This window comes from Vibrio sp. 99-8-1, from assembly GCF_013114595.1.
In the GTDB taxonomy this organism is placed as follows: domain Bacteria; phylum Pseudomonadota; class Gammaproteobacteria; order Enterobacterales; family Vibrionaceae; genus Vibrio.
The window spans coordinates 1-19,643 of sequence record NZ_VTXE01000019.1 but is presented as its reverse complement, the minus strand read 5'-3'; the positions used below and the strand labels follow the sequence as shown (position 1 = coordinate 19,643).

The 19,643-nt window shown below is 39.2% G+C and carries 17 protein-coding genes and 1 pseudogene; 16 read left to right on the top strand and 2 right to left on the bottom strand.

The window, feature by feature from the left end; translation table 11 throughout:
* The first annotated feature begins 7 nt into the window (after positions 1-7).
* From F0227_RS12200 to F0227_RS12135, 14 genes are all read left to right on the top strand, one after another.
* A complete protein-coding gene (locus F0227_RS12200; protein ID WP_171753548.1) occupies positions 8-1,156 on the top strand; it encodes a LegC family aminotransferase in 1,149 nt (382 codons plus the stop codon).
* A 21-nt stretch (positions 1,157-1,177) separates the two neighbouring features.
* Positions 1,178-2,332 (top strand): UDP-N-acetylglucosamine 2-epimerase, encoded by a 1,155-nt coding sequence (gene neuC, locus F0227_RS12195; RefSeq protein ID WP_171753486.1) that lies wholly within the window; start codon positions 1,178-1,180, stop codon positions 2,330-2,332.
* A 7-nt stretch (positions 2,333-2,339) separates the two neighbouring features.
* Positions 2,340-3,413, top strand: a complete 1,074-nt coding sequence (neuB, locus tag F0227_RS12190) for an N-acetylneuraminate synthase (RefSeq protein ID WP_171753485.1) — start codon at positions 2,340-2,342, stop codon at positions 3,411-3,413.
* Positions 3,406-4,044 carry a NeuD/PglB/VioB family sugar acetyltransferase gene (locus F0227_RS12185; protein WP_171753484.1) on the top strand — a complete coding sequence of 213 codons (639 nt, stop codon included), beginning with the start codon at positions 3,406-3,408 and terminating at the stop codon, positions 4,042-4,044. Before neuB ends, F0227_RS12185 begins: the two co-directional genes overlap by 8 nt.
* A 14-nt stretch (positions 4,045-4,058) precedes the next feature.
* Positions 4,059-5,117, top strand: coding sequence for a nucleotidyltransferase family protein (locus F0227_RS12180; protein ID WP_171753483.1), 1,059 nt, complete (start codon positions 4,059-4,061; stop codon positions 5,115-5,117).
* Between the two features lie 53 nt (positions 5,118-5,170).
* Complete coding sequence (locus F0227_RS12175) at positions 5,171-6,151, top strand: Gfo/Idh/MocA family oxidoreductase (protein WP_171753482.1); 981 nt, start codon at positions 5,171-5,173, stop codon at positions 6,149-6,151.
* Positions 6,152-6,153: 2 nt separating this feature from the next.
* A complete protein-coding gene (locus F0227_RS12170; RefSeq protein WP_171753481.1) occupies positions 6,154-6,843 on the top strand; it encodes an acylneuraminate cytidylyltransferase family protein in 690 nt (229 codons plus the stop codon).
* Entirely contained in the window at positions 6,840-7,610 is a 771-nt protein-coding gene (locus F0227_RS12165; RefSeq protein WP_171753480.1) for an oxidoreductase, read from the top strand. Before F0227_RS12170 ends, F0227_RS12165 begins: the two co-directional genes overlap by 4 nt.
* A 304-nt stretch (positions 7,611-7,914) precedes the next feature.
* The gene (locus tag F0227_RS12160) at positions 7,915-8,148 is read left to right on the top strand and encodes an acyl carrier protein (protein ID WP_171753479.1); all 234 of its coding nucleotides are present in this window, start codon (positions 7,915-7,917) and stop codon (positions 8,146-8,148) included.
* 7 nt (positions 8,149-8,155) lie between these two features.
* The gene (locus F0227_RS12155) at positions 8,156-9,574 is read left to right on the top strand and encodes an AMP-binding protein (RefSeq protein ID WP_171753478.1); all 1,419 of its coding nucleotides are present in this window, start codon (positions 8,156-8,158) and stop codon (positions 9,572-9,574) included.
* 9 nt (positions 9,575-9,583) lie between these two features.
* Positions 9,584-10,708, top strand: coding sequence for an iron-containing alcohol dehydrogenase family protein (locus tag F0227_RS12150; protein WP_171753477.1), 1,125 nt, complete (start codon positions 9,584-9,586; stop codon positions 10,706-10,708).
* On the top strand, positions 10,699-13,176 hold the full coding sequence (locus tag F0227_RS12145) for an acyl-CoA reductase (RefSeq protein WP_171753476.1): 2,478 nt from the start codon (positions 10,699-10,701) through the stop codon (positions 13,174-13,176). The genes F0227_RS12150 and F0227_RS12145 overlap by 10 nt, the downstream gene beginning before the upstream one ends.
* 48 nt (positions 13,177-13,224) lie before the next feature.
* Positions 13,225-14,265, top strand: a complete 1,041-nt coding sequence (locus F0227_RS12140; protein ID WP_171753475.1) for a hypothetical protein — start codon at positions 13,225-13,227, stop codon at positions 14,263-14,265.
* A gap of 9 nt (positions 14,266-14,274) precedes the next feature.
* Positions 14,275-15,249, top strand: coding sequence for a polysaccharide deacetylase family protein (locus F0227_RS12135; protein ID WP_171753474.1), 975 nt, complete (start codon positions 14,275-14,277; stop codon positions 15,247-15,249).
* A gap of 9 nt (positions 15,250-15,258) precedes the next feature.
* On the opposite strand, the gene F0227_RS12130 is transcribed toward F0227_RS12135, so the two are convergent.
* Together F0227_RS12130 and F0227_RS12125 are read right to left on the bottom strand one after the other, a co-directional pair.
* The gene (locus tag F0227_RS12130; RefSeq protein ID WP_171753473.1) at positions 15,259-16,248 is read right to left on the bottom strand and encodes a polysialyltransferase family glycosyltransferase; all 990 of its coding nucleotides are present in this window, start codon (positions 16,246-16,248) and stop codon (positions 15,259-15,261) included.
* Between the two features lie 235 nt (positions 16,249-16,483).
* The gene (locus F0227_RS12125) at positions 16,484-17,611 is read right to left on the bottom strand and encodes a glycosyltransferase (RefSeq protein WP_171753472.1); all 1,128 of its coding nucleotides are present in this window, start codon (positions 17,609-17,611) and stop codon (positions 16,484-16,486) included.
* 284 nt (positions 17,612-17,895) lie between these two features.
* Here F0227_RS12125 and F0227_RS12120 point away from each other — a divergent pair, with 284 nt between their 5' ends.
* Together F0227_RS12120 and F0227_RS21970 are read left to right on the top strand one after the other, a co-directional pair.
* A complete protein-coding gene (locus F0227_RS12120; RefSeq protein WP_171753471.1) occupies positions 17,896-19,317 on the top strand; it encodes an IS4 family transposase in 1,422 nt (473 codons plus the stop codon).
* A 192-nt stretch (positions 19,318-19,509) separates the two neighbouring features.
* Positions 19,510-19,643 (top strand): annotated as a pseudogene (locus tag F0227_RS21970) (IS256 family transposase); the annotation flags it as partial.

The window sequence follows — 19,643 nt, the reverse complement described above, 5'->3', positions numbered from 1 at the left end:
AATGACTATAACCGCTAAACGCATTGTTGATTTTGTACAAGAGACATACTCTACTAAAGAGTTTATTCCTTTACATGCGCCCAGTTTTTCAGGCAATGAGAAAAACTATGTAATGGAAACCATTGAGAGCACTTTTGTATCCAGTGTCGGCAAATTTGTAGACGATTTTGAGAAAAAAATAGAAGCTTATACTGGCGCGGCAAAAGCCGTTGCAACTGTTAATGGTACCGCGGCCTTGCACGCTGCTTTGTATATGGCAGGTGTTCAGCGAGGTGATTTAGTTATTACTCAAGCACTGACATTCGTTGCTACGTGTAATGCGTTATATCACATGGGAGCTGAGCCTGTATTTGTTGATGTGTCACCTGTTAGTTTAGGGCTTTGCCCAAAAGCGTTAGAAACTTATCTTGATGAGTTTGCAGTGACGACAGAAGACGGCTGTGTTCATAAATCAACAGGTCAAAAAATTTCTGCTGTTGTGCCTATGCACACCTTTGGTCATCCAGTTGAATTAGATGAGCTGCTTACCGTGTGTCGCAGATGGAAAATTGCATTAGTAGAAGATGCTGCTGAAAGTTTGGGCTCTTTTTATAAAGGAAAACACACGGGTACTATTGGTGACTTAGCTGCGGTTAGTTTTAATGGTAATAAAATTATTACTACCGGCGGCGGTGGGATGGTGTTGTGTCACGATGAAGCGCTAGGAAATAAAACAAAATATGTCACGACAACAGCGAAGGTTCCGCACCCGTTTGAGTTTTATCATGATGAACCCGGTTTTAACTACCGAATGCCAAACCTCAATGCCGCATTGGGTTGCGCGCAGATGGAATCCTTGCCGCATTATTTAAAACAGAAAAGAGAGCTTGCCCATCAGTATCAAGCGCTATTTACTGGAAGTGACTATCAGTTTGTCGTTGAGCCAGAATATGCTCAGTCGAACTATTGGTTAAATGCAATTCTATGCCCTGATGCAGAGAGCAGGAACTTGCTATTAGAGCAGACAAATAACGCCGGTGTTATGACTCGGCCTATCTGGCAGTTGATGCATCGTTTACCTATGTTTTCTGGTGCGATGCGAGGGGATTTGACGCATTCTGAATATATTGAAGCGCATTTGATTAATTTACCAAGTTCACCTGTAAAGTGTGATTAGACTTACCCAATAGGCGAAATGATGACAATTAAAGTTGCCGTATTTACTGGAACAAGAGCGGAATATGGCTTGTTGTTTTGGTTGCTGAAAGACATTCAAGCAGATGACGAGATGCAATTGCAGCTTTTAGTTTCAGGATCGCACTTGTCGCCTGAACATGGAGAAACTTATCAGCAAATTGAACAAGATGGTTTTCACATTGATGAAAAAATTGAGATTTTGCTGTCATCAGATTCGGCTGTAGGGACAGCTAAAAGCATAGGTTTGGGGGTGCTTGGGTTTTCTGATGCTTTAGCTCGGTTAAACCCCGATGTTTTGGTGTTGTTGGGTGATCGTTTTGAAGCGCTTGCTATTGCTCAAACGGCCATGATTATGCGCATTCCAATTTTACATCTTCATGGTGGAGAAATAACCGAAGGGGCTTATGATGATGCAATTCGTCATGCCATTACCAAGCTGAGTTATTTACATGCTACATCTACTGATGAATATCGTCAGCGAGTGATTCAGTTGGGAGAACATCCTGATAGAGTTCGAAATGTAGGTGCCATTGGGCTTGATCATCTTAAACGAGGCAAGTTCATGGAGCTTGATGAGCTTTCTTCTTCTCTCAATTTTTCATTAGAGCGCCCATTTTTTGTCGTTACATATCATCCGGTTACTTTAGGTGAAGAGCAGCCTACTGCCAGTTTTAGTGCACTACTAAAAGCGTTGGATCAGTTTCCAGATCATCAGGTGATATTAACTTATCCCAATGCTGATGATGGTGGCCGCCAGATTATTCCTTTGTTAGAAGCTTATGCGGCGAAAAATGCTGACCGAGTATTCGCTATACCATCATTAGGACAAGTCCGTTACTTGAGTGCGATAAAACTTGCGTCCGCAGTGATTGGAAATTCATCGAGCGGGGTTATTGAAGTGCCATCGTTTGATGTGCCCACGGTAAATATTGGTGTTAGACAAAAAGGGCGTTTAGCCGCGAAAAGCGTGATTGATGCCGCGGCTAATACCGATGATATTGTTAAAGCGATTAATAGTGCGGTAAGACGTGATTATCTTGTCGATGATGAAGTGGTAATAAATCCATATGGGCAAGGTGATTCTAGTTCGCAAGTTATTGATATGATTCGAACCTTGCAATTTGAATCATGTAAAACATTTTATGATATTAAGTGAGTAAGTGATGACGTTAATTATCGCAGAAGCAGGAGTTAACCATAATGGAGATGAAAACTTAGCATTTGAGCTGGTAGATGCCGCGTATAAAGCTGGTGTAGATATTGTTAAGTTCCAGACATTTAAGGCGAAGAACTTGGTAACGGAAGCCGCTAAACAAGCTGAGTATCAAGTCGAAAACACTAAGAAAGAAGAATCTCAATTACAAATGCTAACGCGATTAGAGCTCTCGTATCAGGCTCACCACAAGTTGATTGAACACTGTAATAAGCTTGGTATAGAGTTTTTGTCTACAGCATTTGATTCCGAAAGTTTGGCATTTTTAGTTAATGATTTAGGACTAAAGCGTCTTAAATTACCTTCTGGAGAATTAACCAATGCTCCACTGGTTCTGGAGCATGCTAGAACAGGATGCGATATTATTGTTTCTACTGGTATGGCTACGCTAGCGGAAATTGAAATGGCGTTGGGAGTGATAGCATTTGGGTATACTGCTGATAATGATGAACAACCAAGTACTGAAGCTTTTCAACAAGCATATGCATCGATAGAAGGTCAAAGCCAGCTTAAACAGAAAGTGACTGTACTACACTGTACTACGGAATATCCTGCTCCATTAGATGAAGTTAACTTAAAAGCGATGGATACTATTGCTAATGCATTTGATCTTACTATCGGCTATTCAGACCATAGTGAAGGTATTACGATTCCAATTGCCGCTGTTGCTAGAGGGGCGGTTCTTATAGAAAAGCATTTTACTTTGGATCGAAATATGGAAGGTCCTGACCATAAAGCCTCTCTTGAGCCGAATGAGTTAACCGCAATGACGGAAGCAATTCGTCAAGTGGACAAAGCATTGGGGTCACCGATAAAAGCGCCTACGGTATCTGAAATAAAAAATAAAGTTGTAGCTCGTAAAAGTTTGGTTGCTTCTAAGCCAATCCGTCCTAGTGAGATGTTCAGCAAAGACAATCTTACCGTTAAACGTCCAGGTTATGGTATGTCCCCTTATTTATATTGGGAGCTATTGGGCTGTAAAGCTAATAAAGCTTACCGTGCTGGAGAATTGATCAGTGGATAGTCATAAACCGATTATTATTATTGGTGGTGGTGGGCATGCAAGCGTACTTGCTGATATATTGCGACAGCAAAACCGTGAAATATTAGCAATAGTCAGCCCTGACAAAGTAGATGAAAGAGCGGTATTTACGAATGTGAAACAGCTTTTCTCTGATAAGGATGTTTTTAAGTACTCAATTAAAGATATCTTATTGGTCAACGGTATTGGTTTTTTGCCGCGATCAACGGTTCGAGCACATCTAACTAAACTTTATATAGAAAATGGATATAAGTTCGCAACTGTGGTGGCTGAAGATGCCATGGTTTCTTCGTATGCTACGATTATGCAAGGTACTCAGGTGTTGTCTGGCGCTAGAGTACAAGCTGGTGCAGTAATTGGCGAGCATAGCATTATAAATACTGCTGCCGTTGTTGAACATGATTGCAATATTGGCGTGAATAATCATATTGCACCTTGTGCAACCTTATGTGGACAGGTGAAGACCGAAGCAGACGTATTTATTGGAGCGAACGCTACCATTATCCCAAATGTCGAATTGAAACAAGGTTGTATAGTTGGGGCGGGAGCAACACTTACTCGCTCTTTGCTTGCAGGCCAAACCTGCTACCCTAGTCGAAGTCAAATTAAGTAAAAGTAAGGTATCTGATGAGCCATTGCTGGAACAATGTCTTAATTAAGGCAAACAGTACTATTCGTGAAGCGTTGGAAATTATTAACAACGAAGCACTACGAGTAGTATTGGTGATAAATGAACACCATGAGTTACTTGGCGTGGTTACTGATGGTGATATTCGTAGAGGGATATTGGATAACCTTTCACTTGCAGCTCCGGTGACGGAAGTCATGAATACATTGCCAGTAACAGCAGACGTGAGCACGTCTCGTGAGAAGCTTGCTAGCTTGATGGAGAGTAAAGGCATTTTATCTATACCTATTCTCTCACAAGGTAAGGTTGTTGGCCTTGAAACACTACAAGGTGTTCTTAGTAAACCTAAATATGATAATCCTGTTTTTATTATGGCGGGCGGTTTTGGTACGCGCTTAAAACCCTTAACGGATAACTGCCCTAAGCCTATGTTGCTAATTGGTGGAAAACCAATGTTGGAGACGGTTATTCGTGGCTTTATCAATGCTGGTTTTAGCAACTTTTATATCTCTACTCACTATATGCCAGAACAAATTAAAGCGTACTTTGGTGATGGAGAAAAACTGGGTATTAACATTCAGTATGTTCATGAAGATATGCCATTAGGGACGGGAGGCGCACTTGGCTTGCTACCTAATGATTTACCTGAGGATTTACCGTTAATCATGATTAATGGTGACATTCTTACTAAAGTCGATTTTCAGCGCCTTTTAGAGTTTCATAGTGATAATGGCGCTGATGCCACTATGTGTGTACGTGAGTACGACTATCAGATTCCTTATGGTGTGATAAATGGTGAAGGTAACAAAATTACAAGTATGGTAGAAAAGCCAGTACAACGTTTTTTTGTTAATGCGGGTATTTATGTTGTTTCGCCACAAGTGATTCAGTCTGTGCCTAAAAATCACGCCATTGATATGCCGACACTGCTCGAGCAGCATATGAGAGAGCGAAACAATATACTAATGTTTCCTATCCATGAGTATTGGCTGGATATTGGTCGTATGGACGATTTTAATCGTGCTCAAGCAGATATTCATACTTTGGGTTTAATATAGTGATACTGCTTTAGCTCTCAAGAATATGCCTGTATATAAAAATGGATAGATAAATGCAAAAAGTTGCCGTAATAGGTCTTGGAAACATAGCGACAAGGCATCGCAGAAATTTAAAGACGTTGTTTCCGAATGCGACTTTATACGCTATGTCGGCCAGTGGACGACAACCTCAAGAAGAGGTAAATGACTGTGATGCTATTGTTGCTAGCATTGATGAGCTCATAGAAAAGCAATTAGATATGGTGATTATCGCGTCACCTGCTACTTGTCACGCGCAACATGCTATTCCCTTTATACAGTCTGGAGTAGCGACCTTTATAGAAAAGCCGGTGGTAGCCAGCGCTGCAGACGTTGAGACGTTAATTCAAACTACTGAAAAGTACCCAGATACGCCTGTCGCAGTAGGATACTGCCTGCGTTACTTACCTTCAACGAATGTTGTGAAGAACCTACTTTCCAAAAACGGGTTAGGTACACTGTATAATGCCTTTGTTAGCGTTGGTCAATATTTGCCAGATTGGAGGCCTACAAAAGATTTTCGTAATAGTGTTTCTGCTAATGCAAGCTTAGGTGGTGGTGCACTGCTGGAACTGAGCCATGATCTTGATTACAGTCGTTGGTTATTGGGACCGCTTTCACTGCAGCATGCGATTTTACGCTCCTCCCAAGAGTTAGCTCTTGATGTTGAAGATATGGCCGATATTTCTCTGTTAACAGAACAAGGTGCAGTCGCTCATGTTCATCTGGATTTTTTGCAGCGTAAAGCTTCTCGCCAGTGCTCTTTTATTGGCAGTAAAGGAAGGGTTGATTGGGATTTAGTTGGTAATGAGGTATTGCTCTGCACCGCTAAAGGGACTGAAGTGCTGTATAGCGAACCAGAATGGGATAAAAACCAAATGTACCTGCTGATGCTGGAAGACTTTGTTAACAGTATTAAAGGTGAAAGCAATCAATGTATAACAGTAAGTGAAGCAGCGGAAACCATTTACTTAATAGATAATATTAAGCAGAAATCTGAAATTGTGAGCGATTAACTATGAAAAATTTTGCATTTGTTTTTGTTCGTGGTGGCTCAAAAGGTCTTCCGGGAAAAAATATTAAACCTTTAGCGGGTAAGCCATTATTGCAATACTCCATAGAAACGGCTAAAGCATCACCTTCAATTCAGCAAGTGTTTGTTTCTACTGATGATCCGGCTATTGCCACTGTGGCTAAGCAGTGTGGAGCCACAGTAATAGATCGGCCAGATGAACTCGCTTCAGACACTAGCCCTGAGTGGCTGTCATGGCGACATGCGATTGAGTGGGTGAATGAGAATGTGGGTGAGTTTGATGGTTTTGTTAGCCTTCCTGCCACTAGCCCTTTGCGAAGCGTTGAAGATGTAGAAGACGCAATCAATAAACGGGTTACTCAAGGTGCTGATATTTGTATATCAACGACACCAGCAAGTCGTAGTCCATTTTTTAATATGGTTGCTGAAGATGAACAAGGTTTTGTTCAGTTGGTTAATCAACCCAGCGAAAAGGTGACTCGTCGTCAGGATGCGCCGGATGTTTTTGACATTACTACCGTGGTGTATGCTACTACGCCGAGCTTTGTTCTGACAAACTACGGTCTATTTTCAGGAAAAGTAACCAGTATTCAAGTTCCTAAGCATAGAGCTGTGGACATTGATGACATTTACGATTTTAAGTTCGCAGAAGTACTGCTTCAGGGTGAAGAATGAACAATTTATTAAAAGATAAAACTATCATTGTTGCAGGTGCAGCTGGCCTTTTAGGTTGTCGATTGGTTGCCGGTATATTGGCGCAAGGTGGCAAAGTTATTGCTGCAGATATAAACATTGAGACAATGAAAGAGCGTTTAAACAATCTTAGTGTTGATTTAACAAATACTCGTTTGCAACTGAAAGCTTTTGATATTACCAATAGTGATAGCGTAAAACAGTTTTTGGCTGAATTTAGCGATATTGATGGTGCTGTAAATGCTACTTACCCAAGAAACAAAACGTATGGTGCTCACTTTTTTGATGTAACTTTGGAGAGCTTCAATGAAAATCTCTCTTTGCATTTAGGTAGCGCTTTTTTGTTTACTCAACAATGCGCAGCCTATTTTAACCTGCACAAAACACCTTTTTCTTTGGTCAATATTTCCTCCATTTATGGCGTGGTTGCGCCAAAATTTGATATTTATGACAATACGCCAATGACTATGCCAGTGGAGTATGCTGCCATTAAATCTGCGCTTCTTCATTTAAATAAATATGCCGCTGCCTACATTAACGATAGCCGCTTTCGAATCAATTGTGTCAGTCCTGGAGGGCTGTTTGACCATCAACCCGATGCGTTTCTTGAAGCTTATAAGAAGAATACACATGGAGCAGGCATGCTTGATGTAGAAGAGATGGTTGGTTCCGTTTTGTATCTGTTATCTGAACAGTCTAAATACGTGACTGGGCAGAATATTGTGGTTGATGATGGGTTTAGTTTGTAGTGTTAGGTCTCCCATTGTTGTAATGCGTTATCGACAGTAAAAGGGTTTGTTAGGGAATCATCATATTGCCCCTATAAGCCTTTTTGTCATGTGGGATTCTATTGTTCGGATTATTAGCTCTTCTGAAAAGTGCGAAAGAAAAACACTATTAGTGTATCTGATGTAAAAAACTATCTGTATTAAATTATCGCGATCTATATCTCTTAGAATGTGATGATAAGTTCTGCATTGATGCTTAGTCTCGCACATGTTTCTGTTGAGTGGTAAAATATAATGTTCATCAGCAAAAAGGAAAAAAGGAAAAATGGCAAATACTAAAGAGTCAGTAAAAAAGCTTATTGCGAAAGTGCTAGAAGTATCACTAGAAGTTGTTGAAGATGAACTTGCCGTTGGTGATATTCCAGAGTGGGATTCTTTAGCTCATATGCGTATTATAGCCGCTCTTGAGTCGGATCTTGGCGTAGTATTGGATATTGAACAAACGTTAGAGATTGAAGACGTAGAAGATATCATTGATGCTGTGTTGAATAACGAGTAACAGTCATATGTCAATTGTCGAAAAAGTATTGGCTCACGCAGAGTCAATCCCTAAGAAAATAGCAATTCACGATAAAAATAGTGGTATTACTTACGAGGAACTTGCTAAAGATATAAAGCGTGTGGCTTTTAATCTGCAACAACAAGTGGATTTTGGTGACGCTGTTTTAGTAAAGGCATCTAATAGTTACTCATTTATTGTGGTTTACTTTGCTATTCATTATGCAGGGGCTAAAGTAGTCAATATAGCAACAGACGTTGACGAAAATTATAAGCGATTTGTAACCAATAAAGTTCGCCCCAGTTTGTGTATCGATGATTGTCATAACTTTATTCAAAAGCTAGATAGCGATAGCCAATTAGATACCTGTCAAGCTAGTTATTTGGGTTATGCTGATTTAATGTTTACCAGTGGAACAACGGGTGAACCTAAAGGTGTAGCTTTGACACATAACCAATTGACTGAGGCAACAGAGCATATTATCTCTCAAGTTGGTAATACAGCAGATGATGTTGAACTATTGTTAATGCCGTTAAGCCATTCATTTGGTATGGCACGAATGAGAACAACGTTATACGCTGGAGGGGCTTTGGTTGTTGGTTACCCCTTGCAACGTTTGAAGGGGGTATTTAAAGCATTTAAAAATCACCATATTACAGGGCTTGGGTTGGTACCATCAGCATGGTCGTTTATAACTCAAATGTCGAAAGATCTTATTAAGAAATATGCATCTCAGTTGAACTATATTGAGTTTGGAAGCGCATATCTTTCTCCTGAAGACAAAGCATTGTTAACCGAGTGGTTTCCAAATACACATCTTGTTATGCATTATGGATTAACTGAGGTCTCTCGAGCAGTCTTTACTCACTTTCATGCTGATGATCATGAGGCGGTTGGTCATGTTTCACGTGGTGCTGAGTTTGTTATTTTTAAAGAAAATGGTATTCAAGCCGAGCAAGGAACTGTAGGGGAGATCGCATTTAAAGCTCCTTGGATGTTCACTAGCTACTATGAAAACAGCGATTTAACGTTGACGAGTTTTATTGATGGTTATTTTCGAACTGGTGACTTAGGTAAGGTTGAAGGCGATTACTTGTATTTGACGGGACGTTTAAAAGAAATAATTAATGTTGGTGGGAAAAAGGTAAGTCCATATCAAGTTGAACGTATTATAAATCAAAGTGACTTGGTTTTGGAGTGTGCTTGTATTCCATATGCCGACAGTAATATGGGAGAAGTTGTTCAAGTATTTATTGTATTAGAATCTAATGTTGAAGATGATTTTAAACATGTGGTGGAACAACTAAAAATTGAAGTCGCTAAGCACTTACCTGTACATATGCGGCCTCATCGATACCAGCAAATTAATGCCTTACCAAAGACGGCTTCAGGAAAACTTCAACGTCTTCAACTGGCTTCAATGTAAGAGAATGTAATGCTTAAACTTCGATTTCCTCTACCTGTATTTCGCAATGCGCGTGAAATAGCAAATGGTAAAAATGCTAGAATGGCCTTGAAAGGGCTTATTGCTAATCGTGCTGCGCTTATTATTAGTCCTTCATTTCGAAAGTCGCAATACTTTGAACAAGTTGTTAGGTTGATTAGCGCTCAAAGTGTACGTGTTATTGAAAAATCTTGGCAGGGTGAGCCTTGTGTAGAGGAACTTTCAGGAGTAATTGGTGAGTTAGAAGCTTTCCAGCCCGACTATATTGTAGCTTTAGGAGGAGGCTCTATCATTGATGGAGCTAAGCTCGCATGGCTTTTCTATGAGTGTCCTACATTAGAGCCTGAAGTGCTCTTCCGGCCATTTTCTCTTCCCCCTTTGCGTGGGCGTGCGAAGTTTGCAGCGATTCCAACCACCGTTGGTGCGGGTTCTGAAGTTTCATCAGCAGCAGTCATGTTGGATACAGAAACTCAGAGTAAAAAAGCAGTTGTGACTCATGATTTTTTACCTGATTTAGTAATTCTTGACCCGGACTTAGTAGCAGAAGTTCCTTTAAATATTTTGCGAACTACGGTGGCTGATACACTTTCTCATGCTATTGAAGGGTATGTTTCAGTCATAGAACACCCTTTAATGGCAACCTTTGCTGAACAAGCGGTGTCTCTTGTCTATCGATATCGTTTTAAATTATTAAGGGATGTTTGGGATAGTGAAATGTTATCCGATCTTCAGTATGCAGCAATGTTAGCAGGCTGGGTACAAAATCACTGTATTGTTGGTTTGTCACACGCAATTGCACATCAGCTAGGTCAATTCAAAATTGGCCATGGTTTAGCTAATGGCTTACTAATGCCTGCTGTGATTAATTTTAATTGTCAAAATGAGTTGGTGTCCAAAAAGTATGCTAGCTTAATGGAAAATGCAGGGGTTCCTAATATGGAGGCTCTTATCGTTTTGCTGAATGGTTTAGTTAATGAACAACGAACCAATATGACTTTTACAGATAAACAATTGAACGATATTGCTGGAAATGCGTTGCAAGATCCAGCAGCAAAATCTAACCCTGTGGCTTTTACTGAAGATGATGTCAAAGAGATTGTGAAGCAATGTCTATAAAAAATGATAGTTTAATAAGTGTTCTTGATGCTCGTCCTTTTGAATTGTCTGAGACAGACAAAGCTCCTTTATTTAAATCAAACTTGCTCGATGAACTTGTGCATCATTATAAAAATAATGAAATGTACCGTAAATTTTGTCAGAAAAATGCGTTTGACCCATGTTCTTTTAGTGGTGAAATTGCCGATATTCCCCCGATACCTGTTCATATATTTAAAGCACTAGGGCATAAGCTTTCTTCTGTGGATAGTGCTTCTATTAAGACAAAATTGCAGTCATCAGCAACGAGTGGAATTCCAAGTACTGTTCTGCTTGATAAGGTAACAGCTCGTCGTCAAACCCGAGCAATGGCAAGGGTGATGCAAGAGATTTTAGGTTCAAAGCGTCGTCCGTTTTGCATTATGGATATTGATCCAACTAGCCCTAATGCGAGTAACCTTGGTGCACGAATTGCAGCAGTGAAAGGCTACCTTAACTTTGCATCATCATCACACTACTTTATTGATGCTGATTGTCCTTCTGCACCATTAGAATTTTTAGAGCAGCAATTTGTCGAACATTTAAACTCTTTAAAAACTGATGAACCAGTTATTGTTTTCGGTTTTACATTCGTTTTATACCATACGGTATTTAAAACACTTAAAGAGAAAGGAATTGCATTTACATTGCCAAAAGGATCTCAGGTTATTCATATTGGCGGCTGGAAAAAATTAGAATCAGATAAGGTTGATAAAATAACATTTAATAAAGACATTTCTGAGGTTCTTGGTATTCCAACAGATAATGTCATTGATATTTATGGCTTTACTGAACAGATGGGGTTGAATTATCCAGACTGTAAGGCTGGATGGAAGCACGTACACGCTTATTCGGATGTTATTGTTCGCGATGAATCAGATTTGTCGGTATGTGAAGAAGGCAAAGTTGGCCTGTTAGAATTCATAAGTCCATTACAGCACTCTTATCCAGGTAATGTGGTATTAACAGATGACTTAGGCGTGATTGAAAATACCTATTGTGAATGCGGACAAACAGGTAAGCGTTTTAAAGTTATCGGTCGAGCGAGAAAGGCAGAGGTGCGTGGTTGTGGCGATGTTATGTCTGAGAAGGTTGCCAAGAAATCTGCGTCTAAGTTACTAGATAACCAATTAGAGCATATGGTTGTTTATCATTCACCAGTGGTATTAGATGAGTCTCTAATACCATCGAATCAATTAGATTTGATTTTTTCTTCGCTGAAGCAGAAGCAAAAATGGCTGGCGAAGCAACCATTAGAAGCGATTTTAGGGTTACTGAATGAAGCTAGAAAAATTTGGCCTGAAACATCAGAATTGGACCCATATAGACATACAGGACTTAATTTTTTAGCTGATTGGTGTGAACCCAATCGTTTACGCGCCTTGCTAGGCTCAGCCTTACATGGGCAGCGAGGTTTTCTTGATAATTTTATGCCTCGTGCAGATATTAGCCATAGCTCATTAAAAGCTATGCCAAGAGGGGTGGTTTCTCATTGGTTATCTGGAAATGTTCCTTTGTTAGGAATGTTCGCTCTCGTACAAAGTATATTGAGTAAAAATGCCAATATTCTGAAGGTATCAGCAAGTGAATCTCAAGCGTTACCAGTATTACTTAGTACTTTTAAAAATTTAAGTTATACCACTCCGGGCGGCTATACTATTTATGGTAATGATCTACTACAAACACTCGCCGTGGTTTACTTTGATCGGAATCAGCTTAAGATTGCTGAAAAATTTTCTGCTAATGCAGATGTGCGAATTGCATGGGGTGGTAGAGAAGCGATTGAATCAGTTGGTGCGTTGCCTAGAAAGTACAATAGCCAAGATATTTTATTTGGGCCGAAGCTCTCGATGATGGTAATAGGCAATGATGTAATGAACTCTGATAAAGCTATTCGTAAGCTTATTCGACGAGCGGCAACAGATTCTAGTGTATTTGACCAGTTTGCTTGCGCATCTCCTCATACCATTTTTGTTGAAAAGGGTGGAAGTATTTCACCAAAAGAATTTGCTGAAAAGCTCTCTTTTGCAATGGAAAAAGCGCTAGTACGTTTGCCAACACAAGTTCCTGATATTGGCCAAGTAAATAAAATTCGCTCAAAAATCGCGGAGTACGATTTTATTGGCGAGTCCTGGCATGATAGACACTTACGCTGGACAGTACTTTATGATGAAGGAAATGACTTGGTTGAGCCGACATATCAACGTGTAATTACTGTAAAAGCAGTCGATAATGTTTTTGATATTATTGATAATGTTCATGAAGATATTCAGACCGTAGGATTAGCAATGACAGGCGAAAAACGTTTGCAATTTGCTAATGAGATTATGCTTAGAGGAGCTATGCGTTGTCCTGACGTGGGATATATGACGCATTTTGACTCACCATGGGATGGTTTGTTTGCGCTAGATAGATTAGTGAGATGGGTTTCTTTAGGCGGACCGATATAATATAAACGAGAGCACTTTAGGTGCTTTCGTTATTTTTGGAAGATAAGAATGGCTAGATTTACTTTTGAGGTGTGCCAGCAAGATCAAGTTAGAGAGCTGGTAGAGTATATCGATACTCATTGGGCAAGAAATCATATTCTGGTTACTTCACGGAAACTGCTTGATTGGCAGCATAAGAGCAAACAAGGTGATTACTATAATTTTATTATGGCTCGACATAATAAAAGTGGCCAAATATGTGGTGTATTAGGATTCATTCCAACCTCACATTTCTCTGCGGAACTAGAACCAGAAAAAGAAGTTTGGCTTGCGATATGGAAAGTGAATGAAGGCCCCAAATATATAGGATTAGGATTAGGATTATTGAACTTCCTAAAGCGTGAGTTTTCAATTAAGAATATTTGTTCTATTGGTATTAGTCAGATTGTCTTTCCTATGTATCAGGCGCTAGGCTTTGAAGTTGGGAAGATGAGTCAGATGGTTTTAGTTAATGCGTTATTAAAAACGTATTCAATTGCTAAGTTACCAAGGAGTTTTTGCTACCCAAGTCTGGTATCGACATGTGGTTTTACCGTTGCAGAAATTACAGAACCACATCTCTCAGTAGAGTTAGCTAACGCAAATTTATTCCAAAACAAAACTCAAAAAGATTATGTTTACTTTGTTGAACGCTTTGTTAAACACCCAAAGTTCGACTATCAGTTTATTGGTGTTTATGAACAAAATAAATTGAAAACTTTTATGGTAGTTCGAGTTGTCAATTATAAACAAAGTAGTGCTATGAGAGTTGTTGATATACAGGGTGAATTGTCTGCTATCAGCAAAGTATCCTCTAATTTACATGACCTAATTGCTGATAAAGGGCATGAGTACCTTGATATCATGCAATATGGTATGGATGAGAATGAATTATTAAACGCTGGTTTTATTAAAGTTGGTGCTGCAGACGATATTGTTATTCCTGATTATTTTCAACCTTTCGTCCAAAAAAACATATCTATCTTTTTTGCTCGTCAAAGTTTAGAACATGAAGCCTCATTTACTCTATTTAAAGGTGACGCCGACCAAGACCGCCCGAATATCATGTAGGAGAGAATAATGCCTCAAGCATTAACTATAGTCATGTATCACTACGTTAGACGCATTGAGCAGTCTCGTTACCCACAAATTAAAGGGCTTGAATTTGACCTATTTGTGGAACAGTTGGAGTTTTTTGCTAAGCATTATAATGTGATCACTATGGAACAAGTTTTAGCGGCTAAGTATCAGGGTGTTTCTTTGCCTGAAAAAGCGATGCTTTTAACCTTTGATGATGCTTATGCTGAGCATTTTACTCATGTATACCCAGTCTTAAAAAAAATGGGCATGCAGGGTTCTTTTTATGTACCAGCCAAGACAGTTCTGGAACATAAGGTACTCGATGTTAATAAAATTCATTTTATCTTAGCTTCTACTAGCAATATTAATGATTTAGTTAATTCACTGAAAAGTGAAATAGAAGTCTATCGTGAAGAATATAAGCTAAAGACATTTGAAGAATATTTTTCTGAAGTTGCAATTGCTAATCGTTTTGATGGTAAGAATGTTGTTTTTGTAAAGCGCATGTTACAACATGTGTTACCTGAGAATCTACGCAATATTATCTCGGACAAATTGTTTGTAAAGTATGTAGGAATGGACGAAAAAGTATTTTGTCGAGAACTCTACATGGATAAATATCAATTGGAACAACTAGTTCGTGATGGGATGCATGTAGGGTGTCATGGATATGATCACTATTGGTGGAACAAGCTAGATTGTGAAAGTTTGCAACAAGAACTAAGTAAATCTAAACAATTTTTGGCTTCAATTGGCTGTGATATGGATGAGTGGACAGCGTGTTATCCGTATGGTTCATCGAGTGAAAAGGTTATGGCCGAACTGGAGAAGCAAGGTTGCAATGCCGCTTTCACTACAGAGGTTCGAGTCGCGGATATTGAACGTGACCACCTACTATTACTACCAAGATTAGATACCAATGATTTACCTAAAAAACACAATGCAGATGTCAATCATTGGTATGAAAATGCGTAATGATTAGCTTTACGCATTGTTTGTCATTTGTATTGTTCGTGTTTCAAAATGGGCAACTAAAAACTCGATCATTTCATTACCTACATGTGATTCATAGGTATGCGCGGTTATAGGTACCTCTTTATACAGTAAAGATAGTGTGTAAAGTGCGGTTGAGGTAACTCCTGTGATAGACGAAATTTTAATGCCCTTGTTTGCTATCTCTAGTTCTATTGGAGTTTCGCTTTGATGATAAATTAGGTTAGGTAATGATTTTACAGCCTCTGTTACCTGCTTTGATTCTGTTCGATGAGGGAAGTACAGTACATCTGTTGAGCAATTGGCAATAAGAACTTTTAATCTTTGAATGTAGTTACTAATACTTGGTTGGTTTTTATCTCCGATAGCTCCCTCACCAATAAATGCGATAGGTGCCGTCGGTTCATAACAAGCGGCTGCACCAATTTTCTGTCTAATAGAATGAAGTCTATTTAATTTTAATGGGCAGACTGGGTGGGGAATATCAAATATTGAGAACATTTCAAAATTGTCAGCGTAAGGAAGTGTACCAATCTTTTTGCAACCTTGGAGCTCAATAAGAAAGTCTTGCAGCCAGCGCTTTCGGGTAAATGATTTTTTATCTTTGATAAACTGAAAATATTCGTATAAGTTGGCCATTCCGTCATCGATAAAGATAAGTTTTTGAGCTGGCAAGTTTCTTTGAAACATCCTTGTTCTCCAAGAGGTGTACTCGGAGAAAAATAAGTTCTCAATAGTTTTTCCTGCTGTGAGGTTGTTAATTTGTTTTAGTACTTTAGGTATGGTAAATGTTCTATTTGAGCGTCGAACTTCGATGATGTGATCCCATTTTGTCTTATCATAGAGTTGTGCTAAATGCTGTTTACCTTTTTCTGTATCTTGCAGAACTAAGACTAGAAGGTTGTTTTTAGTATTATAAGCCTCTCGTGCTTCATTCGCACAAATGTATTGAAAGGGAGAAGTGATAAGAAAGATGTTCATAAAACAAACCTTGTAAGGTGATTAACTTAACTTTGAAATATCAGTGAAGAACAGTAAAGTTCGTTGACTACGTTGTACAATTGCTGGAACCTTAGTATTACCTAATAGTTGAGATTAGCTTGTAGCGAGTTGGTTTAATTGGTATATCTAAAGTCATTGCTTCAAAAAATATGTCTGTCAACTTTGTTATAAATTAATAGAAAATTAGTTTCACAGTAGTTTGATTAAGTGAGTGCTAATGACGATTAACCATCTTTTCCATGAGCGCTTCCCATTGTTCACATACTGGATCAATGTGATATTTTTTCATTCCTATTTTAGCGTTATTACCAAACTCTTGACGTAATTTACTGTCGGCCATCAGAGTTCGAAGTTGTTGTGCAAACTCAATTACATCATTGTCACAAACCAATCCAGCATTTTCAGTCGTAATAAGGTAATTGATTGCAGGTGTTCCTTTTAAACCGATACAGGGCAAGCCTACGGACATGGCTTCTGTAAGTACTAATCCCCACCCTTCAAACAGAGAAGGAAATGCAAAAATATCTGACTTGCTCAGTTCATGTTCTACATTTTGTGTAGCAGAGTATATATGCGCCCTCTCTTCCATTTTGTTTTCAGTAATAATGTTTTGTAATTTTTGTTTATAGTTTTTGGTGTTCTCACCACCAAAAATGGCAATATCCCAATCTGGAAAATCATCTTTAACTAAAGCAAATGACTCTAGTAACATGTGTTGTTGCTTTTGTTTATCTAAGCGTGAATGCATCATTATTCGTTTGCGCGATTTTGAATCGTCTAAATTAGCAAACTCAATTGGCGGAGTAACGGTATTCGGGATTGCAATTACCTCTCTACCTAGTAATCTACCGAAAGTATCTGCGAAGTCAGGAAGTGATGCGTGAACAGCTGAACAGTTCTTTATGCGAGCCTTGTCAAAGTAGCTGAGTCCTTTATAGTAAGCATTTATATCACTATGAGTAAGGTGTAAAATAGGAATGTTTTTGCTTTTATCATCACTAATGCCCCAGACAATAGAGTTAAGATCTTGAATACCATAAGCGAAAATCACATCTGGTTGATATTGCTTAATAAACTGACCTACCGGCGCAGCTAAACGTTTTGCTTTTTCTCTATGAACTGGGTTTGGAAAGTAGGGACTAAGTTTCGTATCTCTTAATGGCCGTGTTAATTCTCTTAGTAATTTATAGCCTTTATGAAAAGGACCTTTAATCTCAGTACAAAGGTTTATTATGTTAGCGTTATGCTCTGCTTCAAAAAAAAGTTTGCCCGGTTTGGTGTCATTGTAGAGGGAAGATACATGATGCCCTCTTTTTGAGAGATTATTACCTAACTCAACCATTGCTTTTTGTGTGCCACCAGCATAGCTATGAGCTGAGCCGTGAACCATAACCTGTAATATCTTCATATAAACTAAAACACGATTTATTGTAAACTGACTATAGTATACCCTCTTATAGAGATGCAGGGATCGGAAACGTTATATTTTTGTTTTCAACCCTTAAACCACCTTCTAGGAAGGCTGTCTTTTATACAGAAGTCCCTCGCATAATGTGAGGGATTTTTTTGAACTTAATTCTTGGCTCACGATCAGATCTTTAACGAACTTAGTTAAGGATTTTTGAGATGATTAAAAGCAATAATGATTGGGCTGAAGAACAATTTGGTCATGCTACACTTGGAGACCCAAGAAGAACGGCTAGACTCGTAAAAATGGCGTCAGACTTAGCTCAGCATCCAGGTAAATCGGTAGTAAAATCATCTCACTCTCCAGCAAGTATGGAGGGCGCTTACCGATTTATTCGGAACGACAATGTCTCATCAGACGATATTGCTGAAGCTGGCTTTAAAGCAACCGTCAATCAAGTTCATCGTTACCCTCTCCTTCTCGCGTTAGAAGATACAACTACCTTAAGCTACAAGCATCGTTCTATTCGAGCGGACTTAGGACATGTAAACCAAGGTAATCGCTATAGGGGGTTGTTTGCCCATAGTATTTTGCTGTTTGCTCCAAAAACTCTTGATGTTGTTGGACTAATTGAACAACAACGATGGACGAGAGATATCAAGACTCGAGGTATCCGCCGTAAGGGGTTAAAACGACCTTATGAAGAAAAAGAAGGTTATAAATGGGAAAGGGCATCACGCAATATGGCTGCCCGTTTAGGTACCTCGATGGTTAACGTAATATCGGTTTGTGATCGTGAGGCCGACATCTACGATTACCTCATTTACAAAATGGCGAATCAGCAACGTTTTGTTGTGCGCTCAATGATGAGCCGTCATATAGAAGAAGGTTCAGATAAGCTTTATCACTTTGCATCAGAACTTCAAAGTGTGAAACAACGTCAAATCCAAATAGCTCAAAGAGGGGGGCGTAAAGCCCGTGAAGTCACTCTGGATGTAAAATATGCAGCGGTGACCTTAAAAACACCCTCGAATAAAAAAGGAGCTCCTATTTCTCTCAACTATGTTGGCTGCTCTGAAATCGGTGATGGAGAGAAGAGGCTCAATTGGCATATTTTAACCAGTGAACCTGTTAATAGTGCAGAAGATGCATTAAAAATTATCGGTTATTACGAAAAGCGCTGGCTAATTGAGGAGTACCACAAAGTTTGGAAAAGTGAAGGAACGGGAGTGGAAGGCATTCGAGTACAAAGTAAAGATAACTTAGATAGATTAGCAACAATTTATGCATTTTTAGCAGTAAGAATCTTCCAATTAAAATTTGCCAATGAGCAAATCGAAGACGTTAGTTGCGAGAGAATCTTGTCCTCAAGAGCATGGAAGTTGCTTTGGTTGAAAAGAGTAAAGACACCACTACCAAAGGAAGTTCCAACAGCAAAATGGGCTTATGAACACCTCGCAAGACTTGGTGGTTGGAAAGACAGCAAAAGAAATGGAAGAGCGTCAGTTAAGACGTTATGGGAAGGATGGCTCAAATTACAAGCCATCCTTGAAGGCTACGAACTCGCTCTGTCTCTTGAGCAGGACTTGTGTTCAAGAGACAGCCTGCTCTGCAGGTGGATTATTTACATTGGCATATAAATTGTAGGGTATCTGCGGATAAATTTTTCGGTGTCTATTATCGGATATGTAATGATAAAAATGTGTGTAAGGAACCTTGGTCGACTCACTGTAGCTATAGTTAGTAAATGATAAGTAAATCATTAATGGAGACTGTAATTTAATTTGTGTATCTGCTTATAATTAAGCCAGTCATGGCTAAGGATAAGCAACATGGATAAGAAAGCTCTAGAAGCATTTGCGCGTGAAGCCGCTAAGTCAATTAAGACACCTTCTGATCTTGATGACTTCCGTAAAATGTTAACCAAGGTGACCGTTGAAACAGCGCTTAACGCTGAACTTGATGA

Bases quoted from the DNA above. Each gene is read 5' to 3' on its own strand.
- F0227_RS12175 (WP_171753482.1), top strand. From the start codon at position 5,171: ATGCAAAAAGTTGCCGTAATAGGTCTTGGAAACATAGCGACAAGGCAT.
- F0227_RS12180 (WP_171753483.1), top strand. From the start codon at position 4,059: ATGAGCCATTGCTGGAACAATGTCTTAATTAAGGCAAACAGTACTATT.
- F0227_RS12155 (WP_171753478.1), top strand. From the start codon at position 8,156: ATGTCAATTGTCGAAAAAGTATTGGCTCACGCAGAGTCAATCCCTAAG.
- F0227_RS12125 (WP_171753472.1), bottom strand. From the start codon at position 17,611: ATGGTTGAGTTAGGTAATAATCTCTCAAAAAGAGGGCATCATGTATCT.
- F0227_RS12140 (WP_171753475.1), top strand. From the start codon at position 13,225: ATGGCTAGATTTACTTTTGAGGTGTGCCAGCAAGATCAAGTTAGAGAG.
- F0227_RS12170 (WP_171753481.1), top strand. From the start codon at position 6,154: ATGAAAAATTTTGCATTTGTTTTTGTTCGTGGTGGCTCAAAAGGTCTT.
- F0227_RS12165 (WP_171753480.1), top strand. From the start codon at position 6,840: ATGAACAATTTATTAAAAGATAAAACTATCATTGTTGCAGGTGCAGCT.
- F0227_RS12160 (WP_171753479.1), top strand. From the start codon at position 7,915: ATGGCAAATACTAAAGAGTCAGTAAAAAAGCTTATTGCGAAAGTGCTA.
- neuB (WP_171753485.1), top strand. From the start codon at position 2,340: ATGACGTTAATTATCGCAGAAGCAGGAGTTAACCATAATGGAGATGAA.
- F0227_RS12135 (WP_171753474.1), top strand. From the start codon at position 14,275: ATGCCTCAAGCATTAACTATAGTCATGTATCACTACGTTAGACGCATT.
- neuC (WP_171753486.1), top strand. From the start codon at position 1,178: ATGACAATTAAAGTTGCCGTATTTACTGGAACAAGAGCGGAATATGGC.
- F0227_RS12145 (WP_171753476.1), top strand. From the start codon at position 10,699: ATGTCTATAAAAAATGATAGTTTAATAAGTGTTCTTGATGCTCGTCCT.
- F0227_RS12130 (WP_171753473.1), bottom strand. From the start codon at position 16,248: ATGAACATCTTTCTTATCACTTCTCCCTTTCAATACATTTGTGCGAAT.
- F0227_RS12120 (WP_171753471.1), top strand. From the start codon at position 17,896: ATGATTAAAAGCAATAATGATTGGGCTGAAGAACAATTTGGTCATGCT.
- F0227_RS12150 (WP_171753477.1), top strand. From the start codon at position 9,584: ATGCTTAAACTTCGATTTCCTCTACCTGTATTTCGCAATGCGCGTGAA.